Origin of the sequence: Psychromarinibacter sediminicola, from assembly GCF_029168335.1 — a bacterium.
Lineage (GTDB): Bacteria > Pseudomonadota > Alphaproteobacteria > Rhodobacterales > Rhodobacteraceae > Psychromarinibacter > Psychromarinibacter sediminicola.
On the sequence record NZ_JARGYC010000001.1, the window covers coordinates 95,116 to 118,953 of the forward strand.

Sequence of the window (23,838 nt, forward strand, 5' to 3'; positions counted from 1 at the left end):
CGTCGGCAGAACGGCCCCAGCGCGGAAGAAAGAGTAGTCGCATGTCCCTTCCCATCGTCGCCTCGCTCTGGATCGGCGGCAGCCTGAGTTTCCTCGAACGGGTCTGCCTGAAAAGCTTCGTCGACCACGGCCACCGGACCATCCTTTACACCTACGGCAAGGTCGCAGGGGTGCCGGAGGGCGTGGAGGTGCTGGACGCCAACCGTATCTTTCCCAACGACAATTACATCCGCCACGCGAAGTCCGGCAGCCCGGCGGTGCATGCCGATGCCTTCCGCTACCGGATGATCGAGCTGCAGAACGTGATCTGGATCGACGCCGACATCCTGTGCATGCAGCCCTGGGATTTCCGGGATCAGTGGGTCTTCGGCTGGGAGAAGCCCGGCAAGCTGGTGTGCAACGCGGTGCTGGGCCTGCCGCGGTTCTCCAAGACGCTGAAGAAGCTCAACGCGCTGTGCGAGACCGAATACCCGATCCCGCCCTGGGCGCCGCCGGAGGAGAAGGCGCGGCTGGAGGCCGCCGCGCAGGCGGGGCGCCCGGTGCACGTGTCGGAGCTGGAATGGGGCGTGTGGGGGCCCTCCGCGCTGACCCATTTCCTCAACGAGACCGGAGAGATGCAGCACGTGCTGCCGCAGATGGCGTTCTATCCGATCTCGTTCCGGGATCGCCGCGACCTGCTGGTGCCGGGCGACGTGATCGACGCGCAGCTCGACGCCGGCTGCTATGGCGTGCACCTCTGGAACCGTCGTCTGCGCCGCCGGATCGTCACGCACGAGAACGGCGTGCCGCATCCCGACAGTTTCCTCGGCCGCGCGCTGGCGCGTCACGGCATCGACACCGCCGACCACCCGATCCCCGACGTACCGCCGGGGCAAGTGCTGACCGAGCGCGAGGAGGCGGCGCTGCACGCGGCTCCGCGCCCAAGCTCGTCCGCACCCGCCGGCCGGCCCAGCGCGGCCCGGGCGATCCCCGCCGCCGGTGCGCCGGACCCGTCGAAGCTGGCCTCGCAGAACCCCAACGTCACCGCCCGCCGCCCCGCCGCGCTGGCCGCGCTGCCGGTGACGGAATGGAAGCAGAGCGCCGACTATCAGCGCGCCATCGACGAGCTGGAGGGGCGCACCGGCAACATCACCGGCTGGCTGACGCCGCCGGAAGAGCCGGTGAAGAACGACAACATCCTGATCGTCACCTCGATGAAGAACGAGGCGCCGTTCATCCTGGAATGGATCGCTTATCATCTCGGGATCGGGGCGACGCATTTCCTCGTCTACACCAACGACTGCACCGACAACACCAACGCCATCCTCGACCGGCTGCAGGCGCTGGGCCATGTCACCCGCAAGCCGAACCCCTGGGATCCGGCCTCGGGCAAGAAGCCGCAGCACGAGGCGCTGAATGACGCGGTCAAGCAGGACTGCTACCGGCAGGCCGACTGGGTGCTGACCATCGACGTGGACGAGTTCGTCAACATCCATGTGGGCGACGGCACCTTCGCCGACCTGTTCCGCGCCGCGAACTATCCCAACGTGATCTCGTTCACCTGGAAATTCTTCGGCAACAGGGGCGTCCATGCCTACGAGGACCGCCCCGTCACCGAGCAGTTCACCGCCTGCGCGCCGGAGTTCATTCCGAAGCCGCGGCTCGGCTGGGGCTTCAAGTCGATGGTCCACTCGTCCGCGCCCTATGCCCGGATCGGGGTGCATCGCCCGCTCGGGATCGAGGAGGAGGACGCGGGCAAGGTGCGCTGGGTCAACGGCTCGGGCCGGGCGATGCCGGACCAGTTGCTCACCAATAACGGCTGGCGGTCGACCAAGCGGTCGCTGGGCTATCGGCTGGCCACGCTGAACCACTATGTCCTGCGCTCGACCGAGAGCTTCCTGGTCAAGCGCGAGCGCGGCCGGATCAACCACACCGAGCACGACCAGGGGCTCGACTACTGGACCCGCCGCAACTATGCGACCGAGACCGACGACCGGATCGTCGCCCGCCACGCGCTGATGCGGCCCCACCTCGACGCCTTCCTGGCGGACGACACCCTGCGCGGGCTGCACGCCGACGCGGTCGCCTGGCACAAGGCGCGCATCGCGTATCTCAAGGACCAGCCCGACTATCGCCAGCTGTTCGACGACCTGCGGGATCCGGACCGGCCCGATGCCCTGTTCATCGACAAGTCGACCGAGGAGCTGCAGCAGGATCCGGAAGAGGCCGAAGACGCCAAGGCCGAAGACGCCAAGGCCCGGGCGCCGTCGCCGACGCCGGAGCGCCGCCTGACCCCGGCCGCGCCGCTGCCCTCGGCGCAGGCTGTCTCGGTGCCCGCCAGCGCGCTGGACGCGCCCGCCGACGCCCGCTGGGACGAGGGGCGCGCCTTTGCCCATGCCCGGGGCGGGTTCCACTGGGAGGGGCCGGACAACGCGCTGATGTTCGTGCCGAACTCGAAGCGGCTGGTCGTCACCTTCGACAACATCCACGTCACCCGCGCGGAGGGGCCGCGCTGGCCCTGGGGCTTCGACGTGCTGTTCAATAAGATGGGCGCCTCGGTCCTCGGCGTGATGGGAAGCCAGCGCAACTGGTTCCGCCACGATTTCGTGCATGACAGCTTCGAGGCGCTGGCCGCGCAGGGCTTTTTCGAGCGGTTCGACCAGGTGCTGTTCTACGGCGCCTCGATGGGTGGGTTCGGCGCGCTGACCTATCAGCGGCTGTGTCCCGGGGCCAACGTGCTGGCGATCGCGCCGCAATCCACGATGCGGGCCGAGACGCTGCCCGACGAGGACCGCTGGCGCTGGACGCAGAAGCTGGACTGGTCGGCACGCTACGAGGACGCGGCGGGGCATCTGGACACGGCCGGGCGGGTCTGGGTGATCGGCGATCCGTATTTCCGGCCCGATTACGACCAGATCGTCCGCCTGATGGGCGACAACGTGACCTGGCTGCGCACGCCCTTCATGGGCCACCAGCTGCCCAACGCCTTCCTGACGATGGGCATGCTGAAGGACCTGCTGTACGGTGCGATGGAGGGGACGCTGGACGCGCCCACCTTCTATCGCCTGTTCCGCGCCCGTCGCGATCTGCCGCGCTTTCAGCACGACCTGCTGATGCATGCCGAGGAGCGCGGCAAGCTGCGCTCGGCGCTCAGGATATGCGAGTACACGCTGAAAAAGCGCGATGCGGGCAACATCAAGCGCACGCGCGACCGCCTGAAGGAGGAACTGGCGGCGCAGGGGACGCGGGCGGCGGCGGAGTAGGCGCGATGGCGGGCACGAAACTCATCATCACCTGCATGAAGAACGAGGGGCCGTTCATCCTGGAATGGCTGGCCTATCACCGCTCCATCGGGTTCGACGATTTTCTCGTCTTCACCAACGATTGCGACGACGGCACGGTGGAGCTGCTGGATTGCCTGGCGGGGCACGGGCTGCTGACCCGGATGGACAACCCGTATCTGCAGGTCGAGGGCGCGCCGAACCCGCAAAAGGGCGCGCTGGCCTACGCGGGCGGTCTCGATCAGGTGGCGGCGGCCGAGCAGATCCTGGTCTCGGACGTCGACGAATACGTCAACATCCATGCGGGCGACGGCACGCTCGACGCGCTGTGGACCGCGGTCGGCGCGGAGGTCGACAACATCTCGATGCAGTGGCGCCTGTTCGGCAGTTCGGATGTGGACAGCTACCGCGACCGGTGGGTGACCGAGCAGTTCGACCATTGCGCGCCGAAATTCTGCCCCTCGCCGGTGCAGGCCTGGGCGGTCAAGACGCTGATCCGCACCACGGGGGGCAAGTGGCCCTGCGGCCGGTTCAAGCAGCTGGGCGTGCATCGCCCGATCGAGCCGGGGCGGGGCGCCACGCGGCACACGAAATGGGTCGATGGCTGCGGCCGCCCGGTGCAGGACAAGTTCCTGGAGGCCGGCTGGCGGTTCGGCACGCATTCCTATGGCTACGACCTGGTCACGCTGAACCACTACGCCGTGCGCTCGGCCGAGAGCTTCGTGGTCAAGCGCGACCGGGGCCGGGTGAACCACGTCACCCACGACCAGGGGCTGGCCTACTGGCTGCGGATGAACATCAACATGGAGCGCGACGACAGCATCCGCCGCCACCTGCCGCGGGCGCGGGCGGAATACGCGCGGATCCTGGGCCTGCGCGGGGTCAAGACCCGCCACGCTGCGGCGGCCAAGGCGCACCGGGCGAAGATCCGCGCGCTGCTGGCGCGCGAGGACATGGCGGCGTTCTATGCAGAGATCACCTCGCCCCGGATGAAGCTTCTGTCGCGGCACCTGAACCTTCTGACCCGCGGGCAGATGGATGCCGGGCCGGAGAGCGTGCCGGAGGAGGTTTTCGACCGGATCGAGCGGGTGCCGGACCTGATGGCCGGCTGAGGCCGGCGCGGTGCCCCGTCGCCTTCGGTCCCCGTCGCCTATGCCGTCAGCCGCTCCAGCACCAGCTCCAGCAGCCGCCCCGCCAGCGGGCTGATCGGCATCCGTTTCTGCCGGATCAGGTGGTAGGGCGACAGGGTGATCCGCTCGGTCATCGGCAGTTCCGCGACGCCGCCCGATCCGGTGCCGACCAGCAGGTCCGACACCTCGCGCGCGACCGGCGAGATCGCGTCGGAGCCGTGCAGATAGGCCAGCGTCATCAGCAGCGAAGAGGATTCGATCACGTCCTGCGGCGGGTCGATGCCGGCGATCACGTGGCGCTGCTCGATCGCCTCGCGGATCGGCATCCCCTGTTTCTGCGCGATCCAGGCGCAGCCGGCGAGGTCCTTCAGCTGCAACCCCGTCTCCCGCAGGAGCGGATGTCCCGACCGGGCCAGCAGCGCCAGATGCTCCACCCGGCCGTGCAGCACCTCCAGCCGGCCGACCTCGACGCCGCGGGGCACCCGGCTCAGCACGAAATCCAGATCGCCGTTCAAGAGGCTGTCCATCAGGTCGACGCTGGGCGCGACCTCGACCCGGACCGCGGGGTTGTTCGCCTCGCGCTTCAGCGCGCGGATCGCGGGGACGACGAAACCCACGGCGGCGCCGGTGACCGCGCCGACGCGCACGGTGCCGGAGCGGCCGGCGCGGAAGGCGCCCAGTTCCGCTTCCGCCTGGTCCAGCCCGCCCAGCAGCAGCCGGGCGTGCCGCGCCATCACCTCGCCCACGGGCGTCGGGCGCATCCCCTTGGCGTGCCGCTCGAACAGCGGCGCGCCGATCAGCCGCTCGGTCTCGGCCAGCGTGCGCGAGGCGGCGGGCTGGGTCATCGCGAGGTGGTCGGCGGCGACGGAGAGCTGGCCGTGCTCGGCCACCGCGCCGATCAGCCGGAAGTGGCGGAGCTGCAGCCGCGAGACGGGGTCAGTCATACGCTAACATACCGTTAATGGTATGAAGATGGCAAGAATACTCATTTGACCTGCATACAGATCGGCGACTACCGAGGAGTCAGGCGTGCCAGTCCGGCGTGCCGCTAGAAACTTGAACGATCGCGCGACGGTGCCGTTCCGGGCCGCCGCGCCTACGGGAGGACCCCATGAAGACATTGATCACAGGGCTCGCGGCCCTGGCGCTTGGCGTATCCGCGCTCGCGGCCCCGGCCATCGCCCAGGACAAGGGCACCATCGGCATCGCCATGCCCACCAAGTCCTCGGCCCGCTGGATCTCGGACGGCGAATCCATGGTCGCCCAGTTCGAGGAGGCCGGCTACGACACCATCCTGCAATACGCCGAGGACGACATCCCGAACCAGCTCGCGCAGGTCGAGAACATGATCACCAACGGCGTCGACGCGCTGGTGATCGCGGCCATCGACGGCACCACGCTGTCGAACGCGCTGGAGAACGCCTATTACTCGGACATCCCGGTCATCGCCTACGACCGCCTGATCCGCGACAGCGAGCATGTCAGCTATTACGCCACCTTCGACAACTTCAAGGTCGGCGTGCAGCAGGCCAACTCGCTGGTGAAGGGGCTGAAAGAGCGCTTCCCCGACGAAGACACCTGGAACGTCGAGCTGTTCGGCGGCTCGCCCGACGACAACAACGCCTATTTCTTCTATGATGGCGCCATGTCCGTGCTCGACCCGATGATCGAGGAAGGCAAGATCAACATCGTGTCCGGCCAGCGCGGCATGGACACGGTCGGCACCCTGCGCTGGGACGGCGCGGTGGCGCAGGCCCGCATGGATAACCTGCTGTCGGCGCACTACACCGACACCCAGATCCATGGCGTGCTGTCGCCCTATGACGGCCTGTCCATCGGCATCCTGTCCTCGCTGAAGGGCGTGGGCTACGGCTCGGGCGACCTGCCGATGCCGATCGTCACCGGCCAGGACGCCGAGCTGCCCTCGATCAAGTCGATCATCGCGGGCGAGCAGTATTCGACCATCTTCAAGGACACCCGCGAACTGGCGAAAGTGACCGTCAGCATGGTCGATGCCGTCCTGCAGGGCAGCGAGCCCGAGATCAACGACACCGAGACCTATGACAACGGCGTCAAGGTCGTCCCCTCCTACCTGCTGGAGCCGGTGGCGGTGGATGCCGACAACTACGAGGAAGTCGTGATCGACTCCGGCTACCACGACGAAGAAGATCTCTGAGCCAACGGAGACACAGGTCCCGTCCGCGTTCGCGGGCGGGGCGCATCGAAGGGGGGAGGCCCATGAGCGCACTGCTGGAGATGCGCGGCATCACCAAGACCTTTCCGGGCGTCAAGGCGCTGGACCAGGTCAACCTCGAGGTCCGCGAAGGCGAGATCCACGCCCTCGTCGGCGAGAACGGCGCCGGCAAGTCGACCCTGATGAAGGTGCTCTCGGGCGTCTATCCCCACGGGTCCTACGAGGGCGACATCCTCTATGCCGGCAACCCCGCCGAGTTCGGCGGCATCGCCGACAGCGAACGCGAAGGCATCATCATCATCCACCAGGAACTGGCGCTGGTGCCGCTTCTGTCCATTGCCGAGAACATCTTCCTGGGCAACGAGCGCGCCACGAGCGGCGTGATGAACTGGCACGAGACCTACCGCCGTTCCGAGGAGCTGTTGCGGCGGGTCGGGCTGAAGGACGCGCCGGGCACGCTGGTCGACAAGATCGGCGTCGGCAAGCAGCAGCTGGTTGAGATCGCCAAGGCGCTGTCCAAGGAGGTGCGCCTTTTGATCCTGGACGAGCCGACCGCGGCGCTGTCCGAGGGCGACAGCCAGGCGCTGCTCGACCTGATCCTGGAGCTGAAGACCCAGGGCGTCACCTCGATCATCATCAGCCACAAGCTGAACGAGGTGCGCCGCGTGGCCGACACGATCACCGTGATCCGCGACGGCTCCACCGTCTCGACCATCGACGCGCGCGGCCAGGAGGTCACCGAGGACCGGATCGTGCGCGACATGGTCGGCCGCGACATGTCGCAGCGCTATCCCGAGCGGACCCGCCACGCGGGCGAGATGCTGTTCGAGGTCGCCGACTGGCAGGTGACGCATCCCGAACACGCCGACCGGCTGGTCGTCCACGACGTCGGCTTCAACGTCCGCGCGGGCGAGGTTGTCGGCATCGCCGGGCTGATGGGGTCGGGGCGCACCGAACTGGCGATGAGCCTGTTCGGCCGCTCCTACGGGCGCAACATCTCCGGCGAGGCGAAGATCCGGGGCAAGCCGGCGGACCTGTCCACCGTGGCCCGCGCCATCGACGCCGGGCTCGCCTATGTCACCGAGGACCGCAAGGAACTGGGCCTGATCCTGGACGAGACGATCCGCACCAACATCACGCTGTCGCATCTGGACGGCGTGTCGCGCACCGGCGTGCTGAACGAGGCCGAGGAGACCAAGGTCGCCGAGAAGTACCGCAAGGCGATGGGCATCCGCACGCCCAGCGTCATGCAGAGGGTGGTGAACCTGTCGGGCGGCAACCAGCAGAAGGTGGTGCTGTCGAAGTGGCTGTTCGCCAATCCCGACATGCTGATCCTCGACGAGCCGACGCGCGGCATCGATGTCGGCGCGAAATACGAGATCTACAACCTCATCAACGAGCTGTCGGCCGAGGGCCGCGGCGTGCTGATGATCTCGTCGGAGATGCCCGAGCTTCTGGGCATGTGCGACCGGATATACGTCATGAACGAGGGCACCTTCGTGGGCGAACTGGACGCCGCCGAAGCCAGCCAGGAGCGCATCATGTCGCTCATCGTCACCGATTAGGGAGGCCGAGATGACCGAGACCGTTTCCCACGAGGAGGGCCAGGAGGCCCGCCCCGCCGGCAAGGGCCTGATGCACTACCTCGCCGGGCACATGCGCGAATACGGGCTGCTCTTCGCCCTGATCGCGATCATGATCTTCTTCCAGATCGTCACCGGCGGCACGCTGATGCGGCCGATCAACATCACCAACCTGGTGCTGCAGAACAGCTATATCGTCATCATGGCGCTGGGGATGCTGATCGTCATCGTCGGCGGCAATATCGACCTGTCGGTGGGCTCGGTCATGGGCTTCATCGGCGCGCTCGCGGCGGTGATGATCGTGAACTGGGAGGTGCCGGTCTTCTGGACCATCCTCGCCTGTCTCGCGATGGGCCTCGTGATCGGCGCGGCGCAGGGCTACTGGGTGGCCTACTGGGCGATTCCGTCCTTCATCGTGACGCTCGCCGGCATGCTGGTGTTCCGCGGCCTGTCGCTGTGGCTTCTGGAGGGGCAGTCGGTCGGGCCGTTCCCGCGCTCGTTCCAGTCGCTCTCCACCGGGTTCATCCCGGACGTGTTCGGCGTCGACCGGCCGAACGTGACGGCGCTCGCGGTCGGCATCGTCTGCGTCGCGGTCATCGTCTGGGCCGGCCTGCGCAAGCGCGCTCGCAACGCCGAATACGGCATCGAGGACGAGCCGCTGCCGTTCTTCGTCGTGCGCAACCTGATCGTCGCCGGCGCCTTCATGTTCCTGGTCTACAAGCTGTCGACCTTCCGCGGCCTGCCCAACGTGCTGATCACCATGGGCATCCTGTTCATCGTCTACGCCTTCGTGACCGAGCAGACGACGCTGGGCCGCCGCATCTACGCCCTCGGCGGCAACAGGAAGGCGGCGAAGCTGTCGGGCATCGCGACCGAGCGGCTGACCTTCCTGACCTTCGTGAACATGGGCTTTCTGGCGGCGCTGGCCGGCCTGGTCTTTGCCGCGCGGCTGAACACGGCGACGCCGAAGGCCGGCTTCGCGCTGGAGCTCGACGTGATCGCGGCCGTGTTCATCGGCGGCGCGTCGATGTCGGGCGGCGTGGGCAAGATCGTCGGCGCCGTGGTGGGCGCCTTCATCATGGGCGTGATGAACAACGGCATGTCGATCATGGGTATCGGCATCGACTATCAGCAGGTCATCAAGGGCCTGGTGCTGCTCGCCGCCGTGATCTTCGACGTCTACAACAAGCAGAAACAGGGGTGAGGGGGCCGGATCGCCCGCCCTACGCGCACCGCGCGACCCCGTAGGGTGGGCAAGTCTGCCCACCGCCCCCTCGGGAGGATAGAATGAGCTTCAAGCCGGCCGAGTGGCCCCGGAAACTGCGTTCCCAGGAATGGTACGGCGGCACGTCGCGGGATTCGATCTATCACCGCGGCTGGCTCAAGAACCAGGGCTACCCGCACGACCTGTTCGACGGCCGCCCGGTCATCGGCATCCTGAACACCTGGTCCGACCTGACCCCCTGCAACGGCCACCTGCGCGAGCTGGCCGAGAAGGTGAAGGCCGGCGTGTGGGAGGCCGGGGGCTTCCCGCTGGAAGTGCCGGTCTTCTCGGCGTCCGAGAACACCTACCGCCCCACCGCCATGATGTACCGCAACCTCGCCGCGCTGGCGGTCGAGGAGACGATGCGCGCCCAGCCGATCGACGGCGCCGTGCTGCTGGTGGGCTGCGACAAGACCACGCCCTCGCTGATGATGGGCGCGGCCTCGACCGACATCCCCTCGATCGTCGTCACCGGCGGGCCGATGCTGAACGGCTGGTTCCGGGGCGAGCGGGTCGGCGCCGGCACCCACCTTTGGAAGTTCTCCGAGGCGGTGAAGGCCGGCGAGATGACCCAGGAGGATTTCGTCGAGGCCGAGGCCGCCGTCACCCGCTCGTCGGGCACCTGCAACACCATGGGCACCGCCAGCACCATGGCCAGCATGGCCGAGGCGCTGGGCATGGCGCTGTCCGGCAACGCGGCGATCCCGGCGGTGGACGCCCGGCGCCGGGTGATGGCGCAGATCAGCGGCCGGCGCATCGTGCAGATGGTCAAGGACGACCTGAAGCCCTCCGACGTGATGACCCGCCAGGCGTTCGAGAACGCGATCCGCACCAACGGCGCCATCGGCGGGTCGACCAACGCGGTCATCCACCTGATGGCCATCGCCGGGCGCGCCGGCGTCGACCTGACGCTGGACGACTGGGACCGGCTGGGCCGCGACGTGCCGACCATCGTGAACCTGCAGCCCTCGGGCAAGTACCTGATGGAGGAGTTCTTCTATGCCGGCGGCCTGCCGGTCGTGCTGAAGCGGCTGGGCGAGGGGGGGCAGCTGCACAAGGACGCGCTGACGGTCTCCGGCGCCACGATCTGGGACGAGGTCGCCGAGGTCGTCAACTGGAACGAGGACGTGATCCGCCCGGTGGACCGGGCGCTGACGGCGCAGGGCGGCATCGCGGTGCTGCGCGGCAATCTCGCCCCCGACGGCGCGGTGGTGAAGCCCTCGGCCGCCTCGCCCGAGCTGATGCAGCACCGGGGCCGGGCGGTGGTGTTCGAGGATATCGACGACTACAAGGCGAAGATCGCCGACGACGCGCTCGACATCGACGAGACCTGCATCATGGTGCTGAAGATGTGCGGCCCCCGCGGCTATCCCGGCATGTCCGAGGTCGGCAATATGGGCCTGCCGCCCAAGGTGCTGCGCAAGGGCATCACCGACATGGTCCGCATCTCGGACGCGCGGATGTCCGGCACAGCCTATGGCACCGTGGTCCTGCACACCTCGCCCGAGGCGGCGCGGGGCGGGCCGCTGGCCATCGTGCAGGACGGCGACATGATCGAGATCGACGTCGCCGCGCGCCGCATCCACCTGGACGTGCCCGACGACGAGATCGCCCGCCGCCTCGCCGCCTGGACCTGTCCCGAGGCGCCGCCCGAAAGCGGCTATGCCCGGATGTTCTACGACCATGTCGAGGGGGCCGATACCGGCGCCGACTTCGACTTCCTCAAGGGCTGCCGCGGCGCGGCCGTACCCAAGGACTCCCACTGATGAGCAAGAAGATCGCCCTGGTCGGCATCGGCAAGATCGCCCGCGACCAGCACATCCCCTCGCTCGCCGCCAGCGCCGCCTTCGAGCTGGCCGCCACCGCCAGCCGCCACGGCACGGTGGAGGGCATCGACGCCTATCCCGACCTTGCGTCGCTGCTGGCCGAGCGCCCCGACATTCCCTGCATCTCGCTCTGCACCCCGCCGCATGTGCGCTACGATGACGCGCGCCGGGCGCTGGAGGCGGGGCGGCACGTGATGCTGGAAAAGCCGCCGGGCGCGACGCTGTCGGAGGTGCACGACCTCGCGGCGCTGGCCGAGGCGAAGGGGCTGACCCTGTTCGCCACCTGGCACTCGCGCCACGCCCCCGCCGTCTCGGCCGCGCGCGACTGGCTGGCGAACCAGACGATCCGGCGGCTGGAGATCCGCTGGAAGGAGGACGTGCGCCACTGGCATCCCGGGCAGGACTGGATCTGGGAGCCCGGCGGTCTCGGCGTGTTCGACCCCGGCATCAACGCGCTGTCGATCCTGACGGCGATCTATCCGCATCCGCTGCACCTGACCCGCGCCGACCTGCGCTTTCCGGAGAACCGCGACACGCCTGTCGCGGCCGACCTGACCTTCGCCGACGGCCGCGGCACCGACCTGCGCGCCGCCTTCGACTGGCTGAAGGAGGGCAGCCCGGAATGGGACATGCATATCGACACCGACGCGGGCTATGCGCTTCTCAGCGAGGGCGGCGCGCGGCTGTCGATCAACGGGGTCGAGACCTCGGCCCATGCCGGCCCGGAGCTTGAGGGCGAGTATCCCGCGCTCTACGCCCGCTTCGCCGACCTGCTCGCCGCCGGCGCCTCCGACGTCGACCTGTCGCCGATGCGCCATGTGGCCGACGCCTTCACGCTCGGCCGCCGCACCACCGGCGCCGCCTTCAACTGGTGAGCCCGAGAGAAAGGATAGCCATGACCCAGCCCCTGACCGGAATCCTCCCCGTCGCCCCCACGCCGTTCCACGCCGACGGCCGGGTGGACGAGGACGGCATGCGCCGTGTGCTCGACTGCCTGATCGACCAGGGCGTCGACGCGATCTGCATTCTCGCCAACTACTCCGAGCAGTTCGTGCTGTCCGACGCCGAACGCGAGACGCTGATGCGTATCAGCCTGGAGCATGTCGCCGGCCGCGTTCCGGTGATCGTGACCACGAGCCACTATTCCACCGGCATCGCCGTGGAGCGGGCGAAGGCGGCCGAGTCCCTGGGCGCGGCGATGATCATGATGATGCCGCCCTATCACGGGGCGGGGCTCAAGGCCGACGAGACCGGCATCTACGAGCATTTCCGCGACGTCTCGGACGCGATCTCGATCCCGATCATGGTGCAGGACGCGCCGTTGTCGGGCGTCAACCTTCCGGTGCCGCTGCTGGTGCGCATGGCGAAAGAGCTGGAGAACGTGGGCTACTTCAAGATCGAGTGCCCGTTCGCCGCCGACAAGCTGGCCGCGCTGATCGAGGCGGGGGGCGAGCATATCCTCGGCCCCTGGGACGGCGAGGAGGCGGTGACGCTGCTGGCCGACCTCGACGCCGGCTGCACCGCCACGATGACCTCGGGGATGTTCCCCGAGCACATCCGCCCGATCGTCACCCACTACCTCGCGGGCGACAAGGACGCGGCCTACGACCAGTGGCGCAAGTGCCTGCCGCTGATCAACCACGAGAACCGGCAATGCGGCCTGCGCGCCTGCAAGACGGTCTATGCCGAGGGCGGCGTGATCGGCTCGGACCACGTGCGCCACCCGCAGAAGCCGATGTCGCCGCGCACCAAGGCGCGGCTCCTGGAGCTGGCGCGGGAGCTGGACCTGACCGCGCTGCGCTGGGGCAAGTAGCCGCGGCCGGGCGCCGTCGGGGAAAGGTCGCGCCGGCTGGTCTTTGCGGGCTGCGCCGTTACACTCGGGGCAGACGCCGCAACCGGACAGGAGAGACCCGATGCACACAATCGACCACCTTCGCGCGGCCGGCCTGAGCGAGACCGAACTGACCGGCGGCACGCTGACCGTGCGCTCGCCCATCGACGGGGCCGAGATCGCCAAGGTCCACCAGACCCCGGCCAGCGACATGCCCGCGATCATCGCCAAGTCGAAGGCCGCCTTCGACGCCTGGCGCCGCACGCCGGCCCCGCAGCGGGGCGAATTGGTCCGCCTGTTCGGCGAGGAACTGAGGAAGGCCAAGGACGACCTCGGCGCCATCGTCACGCTGGAGGCGGGCAAGATCACCTCGGAAGGCCTTGGCGAGGTGCAGGAGATGATCGACATCTGCGACTTCGCCGTGGGCCTGTCGCGCCAGCTCTACGGGCTGACCATCGCCTCCGAGCGCCCCGGCCACCGGATGGCCGAGACCTGGCACCCGATCGGGCCGGTGGGCGTGATAACCGCCTTCAACTTTCCGGTCGCGCCCTGGGCCTGGAACACCGCCATCGCGCTGGCCTGCGGCGATCCGGTGATCTGGAAGCCGTCGGAAAAGACGCCGCTGACCGCGATGGCCTGCGTCCGCATCCTGGAACGCGCGATGGAGCGGTTCGGCGAGGCGCCCGACGGGCTGATCCAGCTGGCCATCGGCGGGCCGGAGATCGGCGATGCGCTGGCGACCTCGCCGGATGTCCCCGTGGTCTCGGCCACCGGCTCCACCCGGATGGGGCAGATCGTCGGGCCCAAGGTGACCGGGCGCTTCGGCAAGCCGATCCTGGAGCTCGGCGGCAACAACGCGATGATCGTGGCGCCCTCGGCGGACCTCGACATGGCCGTCCGCGCCATCGTCTTCTCGGCCGTCGGCACGGCGGGCCAGCGCTGTACCTCGCTGCGCCGGCTGATCGTGCACGACTCGATCAAGGACGATCTGGTGAAGACGCTGGCCACGGCCTATGCGAGCCTGCCCATCGGCGACCCACGCGAGGACGGCACGCTGGTCGGCCCGCTGATCGACGCGGGCGCGGTCGACCGGATGCAGGAGGTACTGGCGCAGGCGAAATCCGAGGGCGGCACCGTCCATGGCGGCGCCCCGGTGACGGAGGGCGTGCCGGCGGGCGGCGCCTATGCCGCGCCGGCCATCGTCGAGATGCCGGAGCAGACCGACACGGTGCGCGAGGAGACCTTCGCGCCGATCCTCTACGTGATGGGCTACGAGGATCTGTCCGACGCCATCGCCATGCACAACGACGTGCCGCAGGGCCTGTCCTCCTGCATCTTCACGCTCGACCTGCGCGAGGCGGAGACGTTCCTGTCGGCCGTCGGCTCCGACTGCGGCATCGCCAACGTCAATATCGGCCCGTCCGGGGCGGAGATCGGCGGCGCCTTCGGGGGCGAGAAGGCCACCGGCGGCGGGCGCGAGAGCGGCTCGGACGCCTGGAAGGGCTATATGCGGCGCCAGACCAGCACCGTGAACTTCTCGACGGAACTGCCGCTGGCGCAGGGCGTCAAGTTTGACATCTGACACGGGCGCGCTCTGGCGGGCGAGCGTTCGCGAGAGGGTCGAGGCCCCGCCGCTCGCCGCCGACGCGGCCGTGGATCTGGCCATCGTCGGCGGCGGCTTCACCGGCTGTTCGGCGGCGCTGGCGGCGGCGGGGCACGGCGCCTCGGTCTGCCTGCTGGAGGCCGAGCATGTCGGCCATGGCGGGTCGGGGCGCAATGTCGGGCTGGTCAATGCCGGGCTGTGGATGCCGCCGGACGACATCTGCGCCGCGATGGGCGCGGCGGCGGGCCGCCGGCTGATCGAGGTGCTGGCGGAGGCGCCGGCGCGCGTCTTCGAGCTGATCGCGCGGCACGGCATCGACTGCGAGGCCACGCGCAACGGTACGCTGCACTGCGCCCATGCTCCGGCCGGGCTGCGCGACCTGCAAGACCGGTTTCGGCAGGGCAACCGTTTCGGCGCGCCGGTTTCGCTGCTGGACGCGGACGAGACCGCGCGGCATACCGGCGCGGCGGGCTATGTCGGCGCGCTGTTCGATCCGCGCGCCGGGACGGTTCAGCCATTGGCCTATTGCCTGGGCCTCGCCCGCGCGGCGCAGGCGGCCGGGGCGCGGCTCCACGGGCAGAGCCCGGTAACGGCGCTGGAGCGGGACGGCGACGGCTGGCGGCTCACGGCGAACGGCCGGAGTATCCGCGCCGGCGCCGTGCTGGTCGCGACGAATGCCTACCACCGCGCGCTCGGTCCCGCCGTGCGGCCGCGGTTCACGACGGTGCATTTCTCGCAATTCGCCACCGCGCCGCTGTCCGAGCGCGACCGCGCCGGGCTTCTGGAGGGCGGCGAGGGCTGTTGGGACACCGCGCTGGTGATGAACGCCTTTCGCACCGACCAGGCGGGCCGGCTGATCCTGGGCGCCATCGGCAACCGCGCGGGGCCGGCGGGCGCCGTCCACGCGGCCTGGGCGCGGCGCAAGCTGAAGCAGCTGTTTCCGCGGCTGGCGCAGGTTCCGTTCGAGCACGCCTGGACCGGCCGCATCGCGATGACCTCCGACCACCTGCCCAGGATCGTCGCCTTCGGGCCGCGGGCGCTGGCCGTCTACGGCTATTCCGGCCGCGGCATCGGCCCCGGAACGGTGTTCGGTGCGGCGGCGGCGCGGGCCCTGCTGACGGGCTCGGAGGAGGGGCTTCCGGTCGCGCCCGTGGCGGCCCATTCCGAGCGCCTGACCGGCCTGCGCAGCGCCTATTACGAGGCCGGCGCGCTTCTGACCCACGCGACGCGCCCGGCGCCGTTCCGGTAGCGCGGGACGGCTCCCGGTGCGGTCCGGGGCGTGTGCCCGGGGCCCGCCGGGCATTGACGCCGCGCGGGCGGGCGCCCAATGTCGCGCCATGGACGAGCGGTTCACAGGCAGCTTCACCCAGCAGGAGCCGATCCCGGAGGCGGGCATCGCCGCCGCCGTCGACGTGATGCGGCACGGGCGGCTGCACCGCTACAACGTGGCCGAGGGCGAGACCGCCGAGGCGGCGCGGCTGGAGCAGGAGTTCGCGGCCTTCACCGGCGCCGATTACTGCCTCGCGGTCACGTCGGGCGGCTATGCCATGGCCTGCGCGCTGCGCGCGGTGGGCGTGACGCCCGGCGAGGCGGTGCTGTCGAACGCCTTCACGTTGGCACCGGTCCCCGGAGCGATCGCCAATGTCGGCGCGGTGCCGGTCTTCGTCGAGGTGACCGAGAGCCTGACGCTGGATCTGGACGACCTGACCGAGAAGATCGCCGCCAGCGGCGCGCGCGTCCTGCTTTTGAGCCACATGCGCGGCCATATCTGCGACATGGGGCGGCTGATGGAGATCTGCGACCGCGCCGGGGTCACGGTCGTGGAGGACTGCGCCCACACCATGGGGGCGGAATGGGACGGGGTGCCGTCGGGGCGGCACGGGCGGGTGGCCTGCTATTCGACACAGACCTACAAGCACCTGAATTCCGGCGAGGGCGGGTTCCTGATCACCGACAACCCGGAGGTGATGGCGCGCGCGGTGGTGCTGTCGGGCTCCTACATGCTCTACGAGCGTCACCTCGCGGCGCCGGGCGCGGCGGCCTATGCCGAGCTGCGCTGGGAGACGCCGAACATGTCGGGGCGCATGGATAACCTGCGCGCCGCGATCCTGCGGGCGCAGCTGCCCGCTCTGGCGCAGCAATGCGACCGCTGGACCGAGCGCTACCGCGCCGTGGAGGCGGGGCTGCGCGGCACCGCCGGATTGCAGGTGATCGAGCGGCCGGCGCGCGAGCGCTTCGTCGGCTCCTCGATCCAGTTCCTGCTGCCGGACTGGTCGCCGGAGGATATCGGCGCCGTCCTGGCCCGCTGCGCCGCGCGCGGGGTCGAGCTGAAATGGTTCGGCGCGGCCGAGCCCGTGGCCTTCACCTCGCGCTACGATTCCTGGCGCTATGCCGCGCCCGCGCCGCTGCCGCAGACCGACCGGGTGCTGGCGGGGCTGATGGACATGCGGATCCCGCTGACCTTTTCGGTCGAGGACTGTGCGTTGATCGCGCGGATCATCGCGCAGGAGGTCGGGCGGCAGTACCAGTCGGCGGATGCGCGGGTCTCCGCCGGGACCTGAAACATTACAGGGACTTGGGAAACATCTGTGGCCCGATCCGGTGGCGGCGTCGCCTCCGTCCTCGATCGGGTTCGAACCGCTGGCGGCTCGATGGATGGCCGGCCCGGTGCGTATTTATGAACGAGAAGAAGCCTGGGGCGGGGCGCTGCGGCGTGCCGGCCCTTCGCTTTGTTGACCGTTTCCGGGGCGCGGGGTAGCAGTTGCGAAACGGGAGGAGCGGGCATGTTCAACGCATCCATGCGGTTCGATCTGGGCGAGGAGGTGAATGCGCTGCGCGAGGCAGTGCATCGCTGGGCGCAGGAGCGGCTGAAGCCGATGGCCGCGCGGATCGACGCCGACAACGCCTTTCCGCCCGAGCTCTGGCGCGAGATGGGCGAGCTGGGGCTTCTGGGGATCACCGTCGAGGAGGAATACGGCGGCGCCGCGATGGGCTATCTGGCCCATGTCGTCGCGGTGGAAGAGGTGGCCCGCGCCTCGGCCAGCGTGTCGCTGAGCTATGGTGCGCATTCGAACCTCTGCGTGAACCAGATCCGGCTGAACGGCAGCCCAGCGCAGCGCGAGCGGTATCTGCCACGGCTGATCACGGGCGCGCATGTCGGCGCGCTGGCGATGTCCGAGGCGGGGGCCGGGTCGGACGTGGTGTCGATGAAGCTGCGGGCGGAGAAGCGCAACGACCGCTATGTGCTGAACGGGACGAAATACTGGATCACCAACGGCCCGGATGCCGACGTGCTGGTGGTCTATGCCAAGACCGACCCCGAGGCCGGCTCGAAGGGGATCACGGCGTTCCTGATCGAAAAGGAGATGGCCGGCTTCTCCACCAGCCCGCATTTCGACAAGCTGGGGATGCGCGGGTCGAACACCGCCGAGCTGATCTTCGACGATGTCGAGGTGCCGTTCGACAACGTCCTGGGCGAGGAGGGCAAGGGCGCGCGGGTGCTGATGTCGGGGCTCGATTACGAGCGGGTGGTGCTGTCGGGGATCGGCACCGGGATCATGGCGGCCTGCCTGGACGAGGTGATGCCCTATGTCGCCGAGCGCCGGCAGTTCGGCCAGCCGATCGGGAATTTTCAGCTGATGCAGGGCAAGATCGCCGACATGTACACTGCGATGAACACCGGCCGCGCCTATGTCTACGAGGTGGCGAAGGCTTGCGACCGGGGCGAGGTGACGCGGCAGGACGCCGCGGCCTGCGTGCTCTATGCCAGCGAGGAGGCGATGAAGGTGGCGCATCAGGCGGTGCAGGCGATGGGCGGTGCGGGGTTCCTGAACGACGCGGGCGTGGCGCGGATCTTCCGCGACGCCAAGCTGATGGAGATCGGCGCGGGCACCAGCGAGATCCGGCGGATGTTGATCGGACGGGAGATGATGGCCAGCATGTAAGCCATGGAGTCGCTGATCGACATGGAGACGCAGGCCGGCGGGGTGCTGCATGGCGAGCTGGCGTGGATCGTGCATCTGCTGGAATGGGCGGCCTCCATCATCGACCTGTTCGCGATCCTTCTGCTGCTGATCGGCGCGGTGCGCTTCATCCTCGGCGTCATGCGGGCCGAGCTGAGCGACAGCGAGACGCGGGTGCAGCGCACCAACCGGCGGCGGATCGAACTGGGGCGCTATATCCTGGCGGGGCTGGAGCTGTTCATCGTGTCGGACGTGATCCACACCGCGCTGAGTCTCGCCTTTTCGGACCTGCTGTTCCTGCTTCTGCTTGTCATCATCCGGTCGATCACGTCCTATTTCCTTGACCGCGAGCTCGATCAGCTGAAGCGCGAGCTGGGGAGCTGATACCGGAGGTGCGATGATGAAACGTCTGATCCTGAGCCTTCCTGTCCTGCTGGCGGCCCTGCCGGGCCAGGCGCAGGAGCTGGAATTCGACATATCCCACACCGAGCGGTGCCTGGCGGCCGCCGAGGACCGCGCGGCGCGCGAGGCCTGTGCCGGCACGTCGGCGCAGGCCTGCATGGAGACGCCGGCGGGCGGCTCGACCGTGGGCATGGGCGGTTGCCTGTGGAACGAATACCAGTGGTGGGACGACCGTCTGAACGCCGTCTACCGCGACCTGCGCGCCAGCGACCGGGCGGAGGATGCCGAATACGGCGACATGCCGGGCGCGGGACGGCTGGTCGAGACGCTGCGCGACATGCAGCGCGCCTGGATCGACTTCCGCGACGCGACCTGCGACTACGAGCGCGCGCAATGGGGCGGCGGCACCGGCGGCGGGCCGGCGGCCACCCGCTGCCTGATGCGGATGACGGCCGAGCAGGTGTTCTACCTGGAAGCCCGGCGCGACGCGGGGGGCGGGCGATGACCGGCGACCCCGGGCTGCCGAAGGGCCCGGACGGGCTTTCGGAGGCGGTGCAGCAGGCGATCCGCCAGCAGCGGGTGTTCGAGAAGCGCCGCGCGACGCGGCTGGGCCGGGGCGCGGAGCGGCTGACGGCGCCGGTGAGCGGCCTGCTCGGCCGGATGATCCCGCCGGCGCTGGTGCGGCGCGCGCTGCGCGAGGCGGACCGGGCGGCGGGGCTGACCATTCCGCGCGAGCTGAAGACGCATGACGCGGACGATATCCTGGCCTGTGACAGGGCGGCGCTTCGGGTGCAGGCCTGGGCGCAGGGGACCAGCGCGGCCAGCGGCGGTGCGGCGGGCTGGTTCGGCGCGGCCGGGCTGGCGGTGGACGTGCCGGCGACCATCGGCCTGGCGGCGCGCTGCGTGCGGGCGACCGGCGCGGCCTATGGCTTTCTGCGCGACGACGAGGCCGAGCGGGCCTACCGGATGATGGTGCTGGAGGTGGCAACCGCCATGGCGACGGAGCGCCGGGCCGAGGCGGTGGAGCAGATGAACGCGCTGGCGCGCGAGCTGTCGCGGCCCGAGGCGCAGATCGTGCTGGAGAAGGGCGGCCGCTGGGTCGCCGACAAGATCGTGGAGCGGATCGCGCGGCAGCTGGGCGTTTCGCTGGCCGCCCGCAAGGTCGGGCAGATCGTTCCGGTCATGGGCGGGATCGTCGCGGCGACGGTCAATGCCTCGTTCCAGGCCGACGTGGCGCGGGCGGCGCGCTATGCCTACCGGCAGCGCTGGCTGATGGAGCGCAAGGCGCTGGCCGGGCCGGACGGGGACGCGAGCGACAGGGACGCGGGCTAGGCCTTTCGGGCCGGTCCGCCCGGGGCAGGGCGAGAGGACATGGCGAAACCGACGCAGGGACAGGACAAGAAGACCTGGGAGCACAGCCGCTACAAGGACTGGCGGCCCGCCTACCGGGAGACCTCCGGCAAGTCCGGCGGGGGCGGCCGGCGCGAGCGGCGCGCGCGGCGGCCGTCTTTGACCGGCCGGCTGGTGCGGTTCGTGGTCGCGGTGGCGCTGCTCCTGGCGCTGGTCGGGCCGGGGGGCGACTATGTCAACGGGATGGCCAAGGCGCCGGGGGGGGCCTGCGCGGTGCGGGTCGTGGTCGATGGCGATACGGTGCGGACGGGTTGTCCCGACGGGACCGATCTGCCGCGGCAGGTGGCGGGCTACGAGGCGCCGGCGCTGCTGTCGCTGGGCTGCGGGGCGGAGACGGTGGCCGGGCTGATGGCGGCGCTGGACCTGCGCAAGGCGCTGTATTCGGCGGATGTGATCGAGGTGCAGGGGCCGGGCGCGGCGCCGGTGCCCGTGCCGGAGCCTGAGCCGGAGACGGACGAAGCCGTGGGCGATCCCGCGGCGGAGACCGAGGGCGAAGCGCCGGCTGGCGAGGCCGATGAAGCGGCCGAGGCGGAGGCCCCGGCCGAAGACGTTGTCGAGCTGGTGGCGGAGACGCCGCCGGGGGTCGGGGCGGACGAGATCCGCATCCTGGTGGATGGCGTGGACGTCGCCGAGGTGATGCTGGCCGCGGGCCATGTGCGGGCGCCGGGCGATCCCGGCTGGTGCGAAGAGGAGGCCGCGGAATGATCCGGCTGCATCACTGCCACCAGACCCGCTCGATGCGGGTGCTGTGGCTGCTCTACGAGCTGGGGGTCGATTTCGAGCTGGTCGTGCAGCCCTTCGACAAGACGCTGCGGAGCCCGGAATACCTGGTGCTGAACCCCGCCGGGCGGGTGCCGGCGCTGGAAATCGACGGCGAAGTGCTGTGGGAATCCGGCGCCATCCTGCAATACCTGTGCGAGCGCTTCCCCGACGCGGGGATGGGGCGGCCGCCGGGGGCGATGGACCGGGCGGAATTCCTGATCTGGCTGCACTTCGCCGAGACGATCAGCCAGCATACGGCGGCGCTGACCCAGCAGCATATCATGCTCTACGAGGACGAGATGCGCTCGCCGGTGGTGATGAAGCTGGAGGCGAAGCGGCTGGAGAAATGCTATGCCGCGATCGAGGGGCGGCTGTCGACACCGGTGGAGAACCGCGACTACCTGCTGACGGGCGGGTTCTCGGCGGCGGATGTGGGGGTGGGGCAGGCGGTCTACATGGCCCGGCACTTCGCCCGGATCGAGCCGTTTCCGGAGCTTTCGGCCTGGTACGAGCGGATCACGGAGCGGCCGGCGTTTCAGGCGGCGCTGCCGCCGGAGGGGGCGGGGCTGCTCTATGAGAAGGCGTTCTATCCGGCCTGGAAATGAAGTGTCCGAGGTTGGACGGGGTGTTAAATCTCTGATTTCTATATTGTTACCGGTAACAAGTCCGCGGCGTCCGTAGCGTCCGCGGGCTGGAGTCATGCCGGGCACCCGGCCTCCGGTGACAGGGGGCGGGCGGGGCGATAGGCTCGGCCCCGTGTGCGGGGCGTCCGGGGGAGGGGTGATGACGAGTGGGTTGCGGGATCCGGACAAGCCGGCGGGGTTCGTCGTGGAGGTGGACCCGGAGACCGGGGTGGCCACGCGGAACGACGGGACGCTGTTGCAGCCGGCGGAGAAGAACCCGTGGTATCTGATGATGTCGATTGCGGGGGTGCCGGAGGGGGATGAGGGGCCGGATGAGCTCAATGAGCTTGAGGAGTTGAACCGACGGTACTGGAACGGCTGGGTCTGTTCGCGGATGTCGCAAGCGGAGCGGACAGAACTAGCGGAACATATCGGCTTGTCTATAGATGAACTGGCACCGCTGACTCCTGAGGAGAAGGCCGTCGTGGCGGCACGGTTCCAACAGTTTGCCGATCCGGAAGACACGAAGTTGGCCGAGGTGGCAGCCGCTTTTCGGGAGATCGATGGTCAAGATGCAGATGGGCCAGAACCGTGGGCGGGCATAGACCTATCCGAAATCCACTTCTCACAAGCCCGAATTTGGTCGATGTGGGTTTTCACTGGCTATGCCACGTTCGCCTCCGCGACCTTTTCCGAAGGTGTCAATTTCTCCTCCGCTTATTTCAGTGGGACTGCCTGGTTCCACTCAGCAACCTTTGCTGGTATAGCGTTGTTTCTTTCCACAACTTTCGATAGTGAATCTTGGTTCAACTCCGCGACCTTCAACCAAAGCGCGTTTTTTGACAATGCGGTAATGAAAGGTGATGCACATTTTATCTCCGTGAACTTCAAGAACGAAGCCATGTTCTATTTCACAACCTTTGCAGGTGAGGCGAATTTCACAGATGCAAATTTTTTTGACGATGCTGTGTACTTGTCCGCGTCATTCACCTGCAATGCCTCGTTTACTTACGCGACCTTCAATTCGAGAGTCTTTTTCGAATCCGCGACGTTCGCCCGGGACGCTTTTTTCACCGTGGCGACGTTCAACAGCACCGTCTCATTCTCTTCCGTGACTTTTATAGGCGCTGCTAGGTTTGTCTCTGCGGTCTTCGCAACCCATCCGAAATTCATTACCACTTGGTTTCGTACGGTGGCTGACTTCAGCGATGCGTCCTTCGGACGGTCTGTGACATTCCGCGAGGCGTCCTTCGAGACGGAATACCCGGTGCTGGACGGGGTGGCGCCGCCGGAGCGGATGGAGGTGGTGGCCGGGGATCGCACGACTGAGCGCGAGGTGCCGGACGGTCCGGACAAAGGGGAAGTCCTTCGGGTGCCGTCATGGCCCGCGATCCCGGACGATCCCGAGAAGCTGAAGGCGGCGCAGAAATCGGCGGCGGCGCTCCGGCATGCGATGGGGCGGCAGGGGTTGCCGGAGGAGGAGCATTTCTTCTTTCGCAAGGAGATGGGGTTCGAGGCGCGGATCGGCGGGGTCTGGCGGCGGCTGCCGTATGTGCTGTTCCGCGAGGTGTCGTTCTTCGGCTACAGCGTGGAGCGGCCGGCGGCGCTGCTGATCCTGACGATCCTGGTGCCCTGGGCGCTGGTGGCGTGGCTCTGCGCGGCCTGGCCCGCGCTGGCGGTGCCGGAGGCGGGGCCGGTGACCTGGGGCGGGGAGCTGGCCCTGTCGGTGGCGAACACGTTCTCGTTCTTCGGGTTCCAGCGGCTCTATTTCGACGTGGAGCTCCTGCAGGCGCGGGCGTGGGTGTTCCAAGTGATGGGCGCGGCGCAGACCGTGCTGGGCTTCGTGTTCCTGTTCTTTCTGGGCCTGGGGCTGAGGACGCGGTTCCGGATGCGGTGAGGGCGGCGCGGCCGGCGGGGCGCGGCCGGGCCGGCGGGACGGGTCCGGGCCGGCCGGACCGGGATCACGATCTGCGTTAAGTTCATGGAAA

General features: G+C 68.8%; 19 protein-coding genes. 18 read left to right on the top strand and 1 reads right to left on the bottom strand.

Translation table 11 applies throughout. The features are described from left to right. Nucleotides 1-41: 41 nt before the first annotated feature. A complete protein-coding gene (locus P1J78_RS00500) occupies nucleotides 42-3,242 on the top strand; it encodes a glycosyltransferase family 92 protein (protein WP_275565344.1) in 3,201 nt (1,066 codons plus the stop codon). 5 nt (nucleotides 3,243-3,247) lie between these two features. Then, nucleotides 3,248-4,372, top strand: coding sequence for a glycosyltransferase family 2 protein (locus P1J78_RS00505; protein WP_275565345.1), 1,125 nt, complete (start codon nucleotides 3,248-3,250; stop codon nucleotides 4,370-4,372). 38 nt (nucleotides 4,373-4,410) lie between these two features. Here P1J78_RS00505 and P1J78_RS00510 read toward each other — a convergent pair whose 3' ends face one another. After that, nucleotides 4,411-5,334: a LysR substrate-binding domain-containing protein gene (locus tag P1J78_RS00510; RefSeq protein WP_275565346.1), complete on the bottom strand. Its 924-nt coding sequence runs from the start codon at nucleotides 5,332-5,334 to the stop codon at nucleotides 4,411-4,413. Between the two features lie 167 nt (nucleotides 5,335-5,501). Here P1J78_RS00510 and chvE point away from each other — a divergent pair, with 167 nt between their 5' ends. From chvE to P1J78_RS00590, 16 genes are all read left to right on the top strand, one after another. Further along, a complete protein-coding gene (chvE, locus tag P1J78_RS00515; RefSeq protein WP_275565347.1) occupies nucleotides 5,502-6,566 on the top strand; it encodes a multiple monosaccharide ABC transporter substrate-binding protein in 1,065 nt (354 codons plus the stop codon). Nucleotides 6,567-6,628: 62 nt separating this feature from the next. Next, a complete protein-coding gene (gene mmsA, locus P1J78_RS00520) occupies nucleotides 6,629-8,149 on the top strand; it encodes a multiple monosaccharide ABC transporter ATP-binding protein (protein WP_275565348.1) in 1,521 nt (506 codons plus the stop codon). A 10-nt stretch (nucleotides 8,150-8,159) separates the two neighbouring features. Next, the gene (gene mmsB / locus P1J78_RS00525; protein ID WP_374213123.1) at nucleotides 8,160-9,371 is read left to right on the top strand and encodes a multiple monosaccharide ABC transporter permease; all 1,212 of its coding nucleotides are present in this window, start codon (nucleotides 8,160-8,162) and stop codon (nucleotides 9,369-9,371) included. A gap of 83 nt (nucleotides 9,372-9,454) precedes the next feature. Continuing rightward, a complete protein-coding gene (gene araD / locus P1J78_RS00530; RefSeq protein ID WP_275565349.1) occupies nucleotides 9,455-11,197 on the top strand; it encodes an L-arabinonate dehydratase in 1,743 nt (580 codons plus the stop codon). After that, the gene (locus P1J78_RS00535) at nucleotides 11,197-12,132 is read left to right on the top strand and encodes a Gfo/Idh/MocA family protein (protein ID WP_275565350.1); all 936 of its coding nucleotides are present in this window, start codon (nucleotides 11,197-11,199) and stop codon (nucleotides 12,130-12,132) included. The genes araD and P1J78_RS00535 overlap by 1 nt, the downstream gene beginning before the upstream one ends. Before the next feature lie 20 nt (nucleotides 12,133-12,152). After that, the gene (locus tag P1J78_RS00540; protein ID WP_275565351.1) at nucleotides 12,153-13,070 is read left to right on the top strand and encodes a dihydrodipicolinate synthase family protein; all 918 of its coding nucleotides are present in this window, start codon (nucleotides 12,153-12,155) and stop codon (nucleotides 13,068-13,070) included. Nucleotides 13,071-13,170: 100 nt separating this feature from the next. Next, nucleotides 13,171-14,670, top strand: a complete 1,500-nt coding sequence (amaB, locus tag P1J78_RS00545; protein WP_275565352.1) for an L-piperidine-6-carboxylate dehydrogenase — start codon at nucleotides 13,171-13,173, stop codon at nucleotides 14,668-14,670. Then, a complete protein-coding gene (locus tag P1J78_RS00550) occupies nucleotides 14,660-15,940 on the top strand; it encodes an NAD(P)/FAD-dependent oxidoreductase (RefSeq protein WP_275565353.1) in 1,281 nt (426 codons plus the stop codon). The genes amaB and P1J78_RS00550 overlap by 11 nt, the downstream gene beginning before the upstream one ends. Before the next feature lie 88 nt (nucleotides 15,941-16,028). Then, complete coding sequence (locus P1J78_RS00555) at nucleotides 16,029-17,252, top strand: DegT/DnrJ/EryC1/StrS family aminotransferase (protein WP_275565354.1); 1,224 nt, start codon at nucleotides 16,029-16,031, stop codon at nucleotides 17,250-17,252. Nucleotides 17,253-17,474: 222 nt separating this feature from the next. After that, on the top strand, nucleotides 17,475-18,635 hold the full coding sequence (locus P1J78_RS00560; RefSeq protein WP_275565355.1) for an isovaleryl-CoA dehydrogenase: 1,161 nt from the start codon (nucleotides 17,475-17,477) through the stop codon (nucleotides 18,633-18,635). Between the two features lie 3 nt (nucleotides 18,636-18,638). After that, the gene (locus tag P1J78_RS00565) at nucleotides 18,639-19,037 is read left to right on the top strand and encodes a DUF1622 domain-containing protein (protein ID WP_275565356.1); all 399 of its coding nucleotides are present in this window, start codon (nucleotides 18,639-18,641) and stop codon (nucleotides 19,035-19,037) included. Nucleotides 19,038-19,053: 16 nt separating this feature from the next. After that, nucleotides 19,054-19,560, top strand: coding sequence for a lysozyme inhibitor LprI family protein (locus tag P1J78_RS00570; protein ID WP_275565357.1), 507 nt, complete (start codon nucleotides 19,054-19,056; stop codon nucleotides 19,558-19,560). Then, on the top strand, nucleotides 19,557-20,387 hold the full coding sequence (locus P1J78_RS00575) for an EcsC family protein (protein ID WP_275565358.1): 831 nt from the start codon (nucleotides 19,557-19,559) through the stop codon (nucleotides 20,385-20,387). Before P1J78_RS00570 ends, P1J78_RS00575 begins: the two co-directional genes overlap by 4 nt. Nucleotides 20,388-20,426: 39 nt before the next feature. Then, nucleotides 20,427-21,170: a hypothetical protein gene (locus P1J78_RS00580; protein WP_275565359.1), complete on the top strand. Its 744-nt coding sequence runs from the start codon at nucleotides 20,427-20,429 to the stop codon at nucleotides 21,168-21,170. Continuing rightward, nucleotides 21,167-21,832, top strand: coding sequence for a glutathione S-transferase family protein (locus tag P1J78_RS00585; RefSeq protein WP_275565360.1), 666 nt, complete (start codon nucleotides 21,167-21,169; stop codon nucleotides 21,830-21,832). Before P1J78_RS00580 ends, P1J78_RS00585 begins: the two co-directional genes overlap by 4 nt. A 178-nt stretch (nucleotides 21,833-22,010) precedes the next feature. Beyond that, the gene (locus P1J78_RS00590; protein ID WP_275565361.1) at nucleotides 22,011-23,747 is read left to right on the top strand and encodes a hypothetical protein; all 1,737 of its coding nucleotides are present in this window, start codon (nucleotides 22,011-22,013) and stop codon (nucleotides 23,745-23,747) included. Nucleotides 23,748-23,838 lie beyond the last annotated feature (91 nt).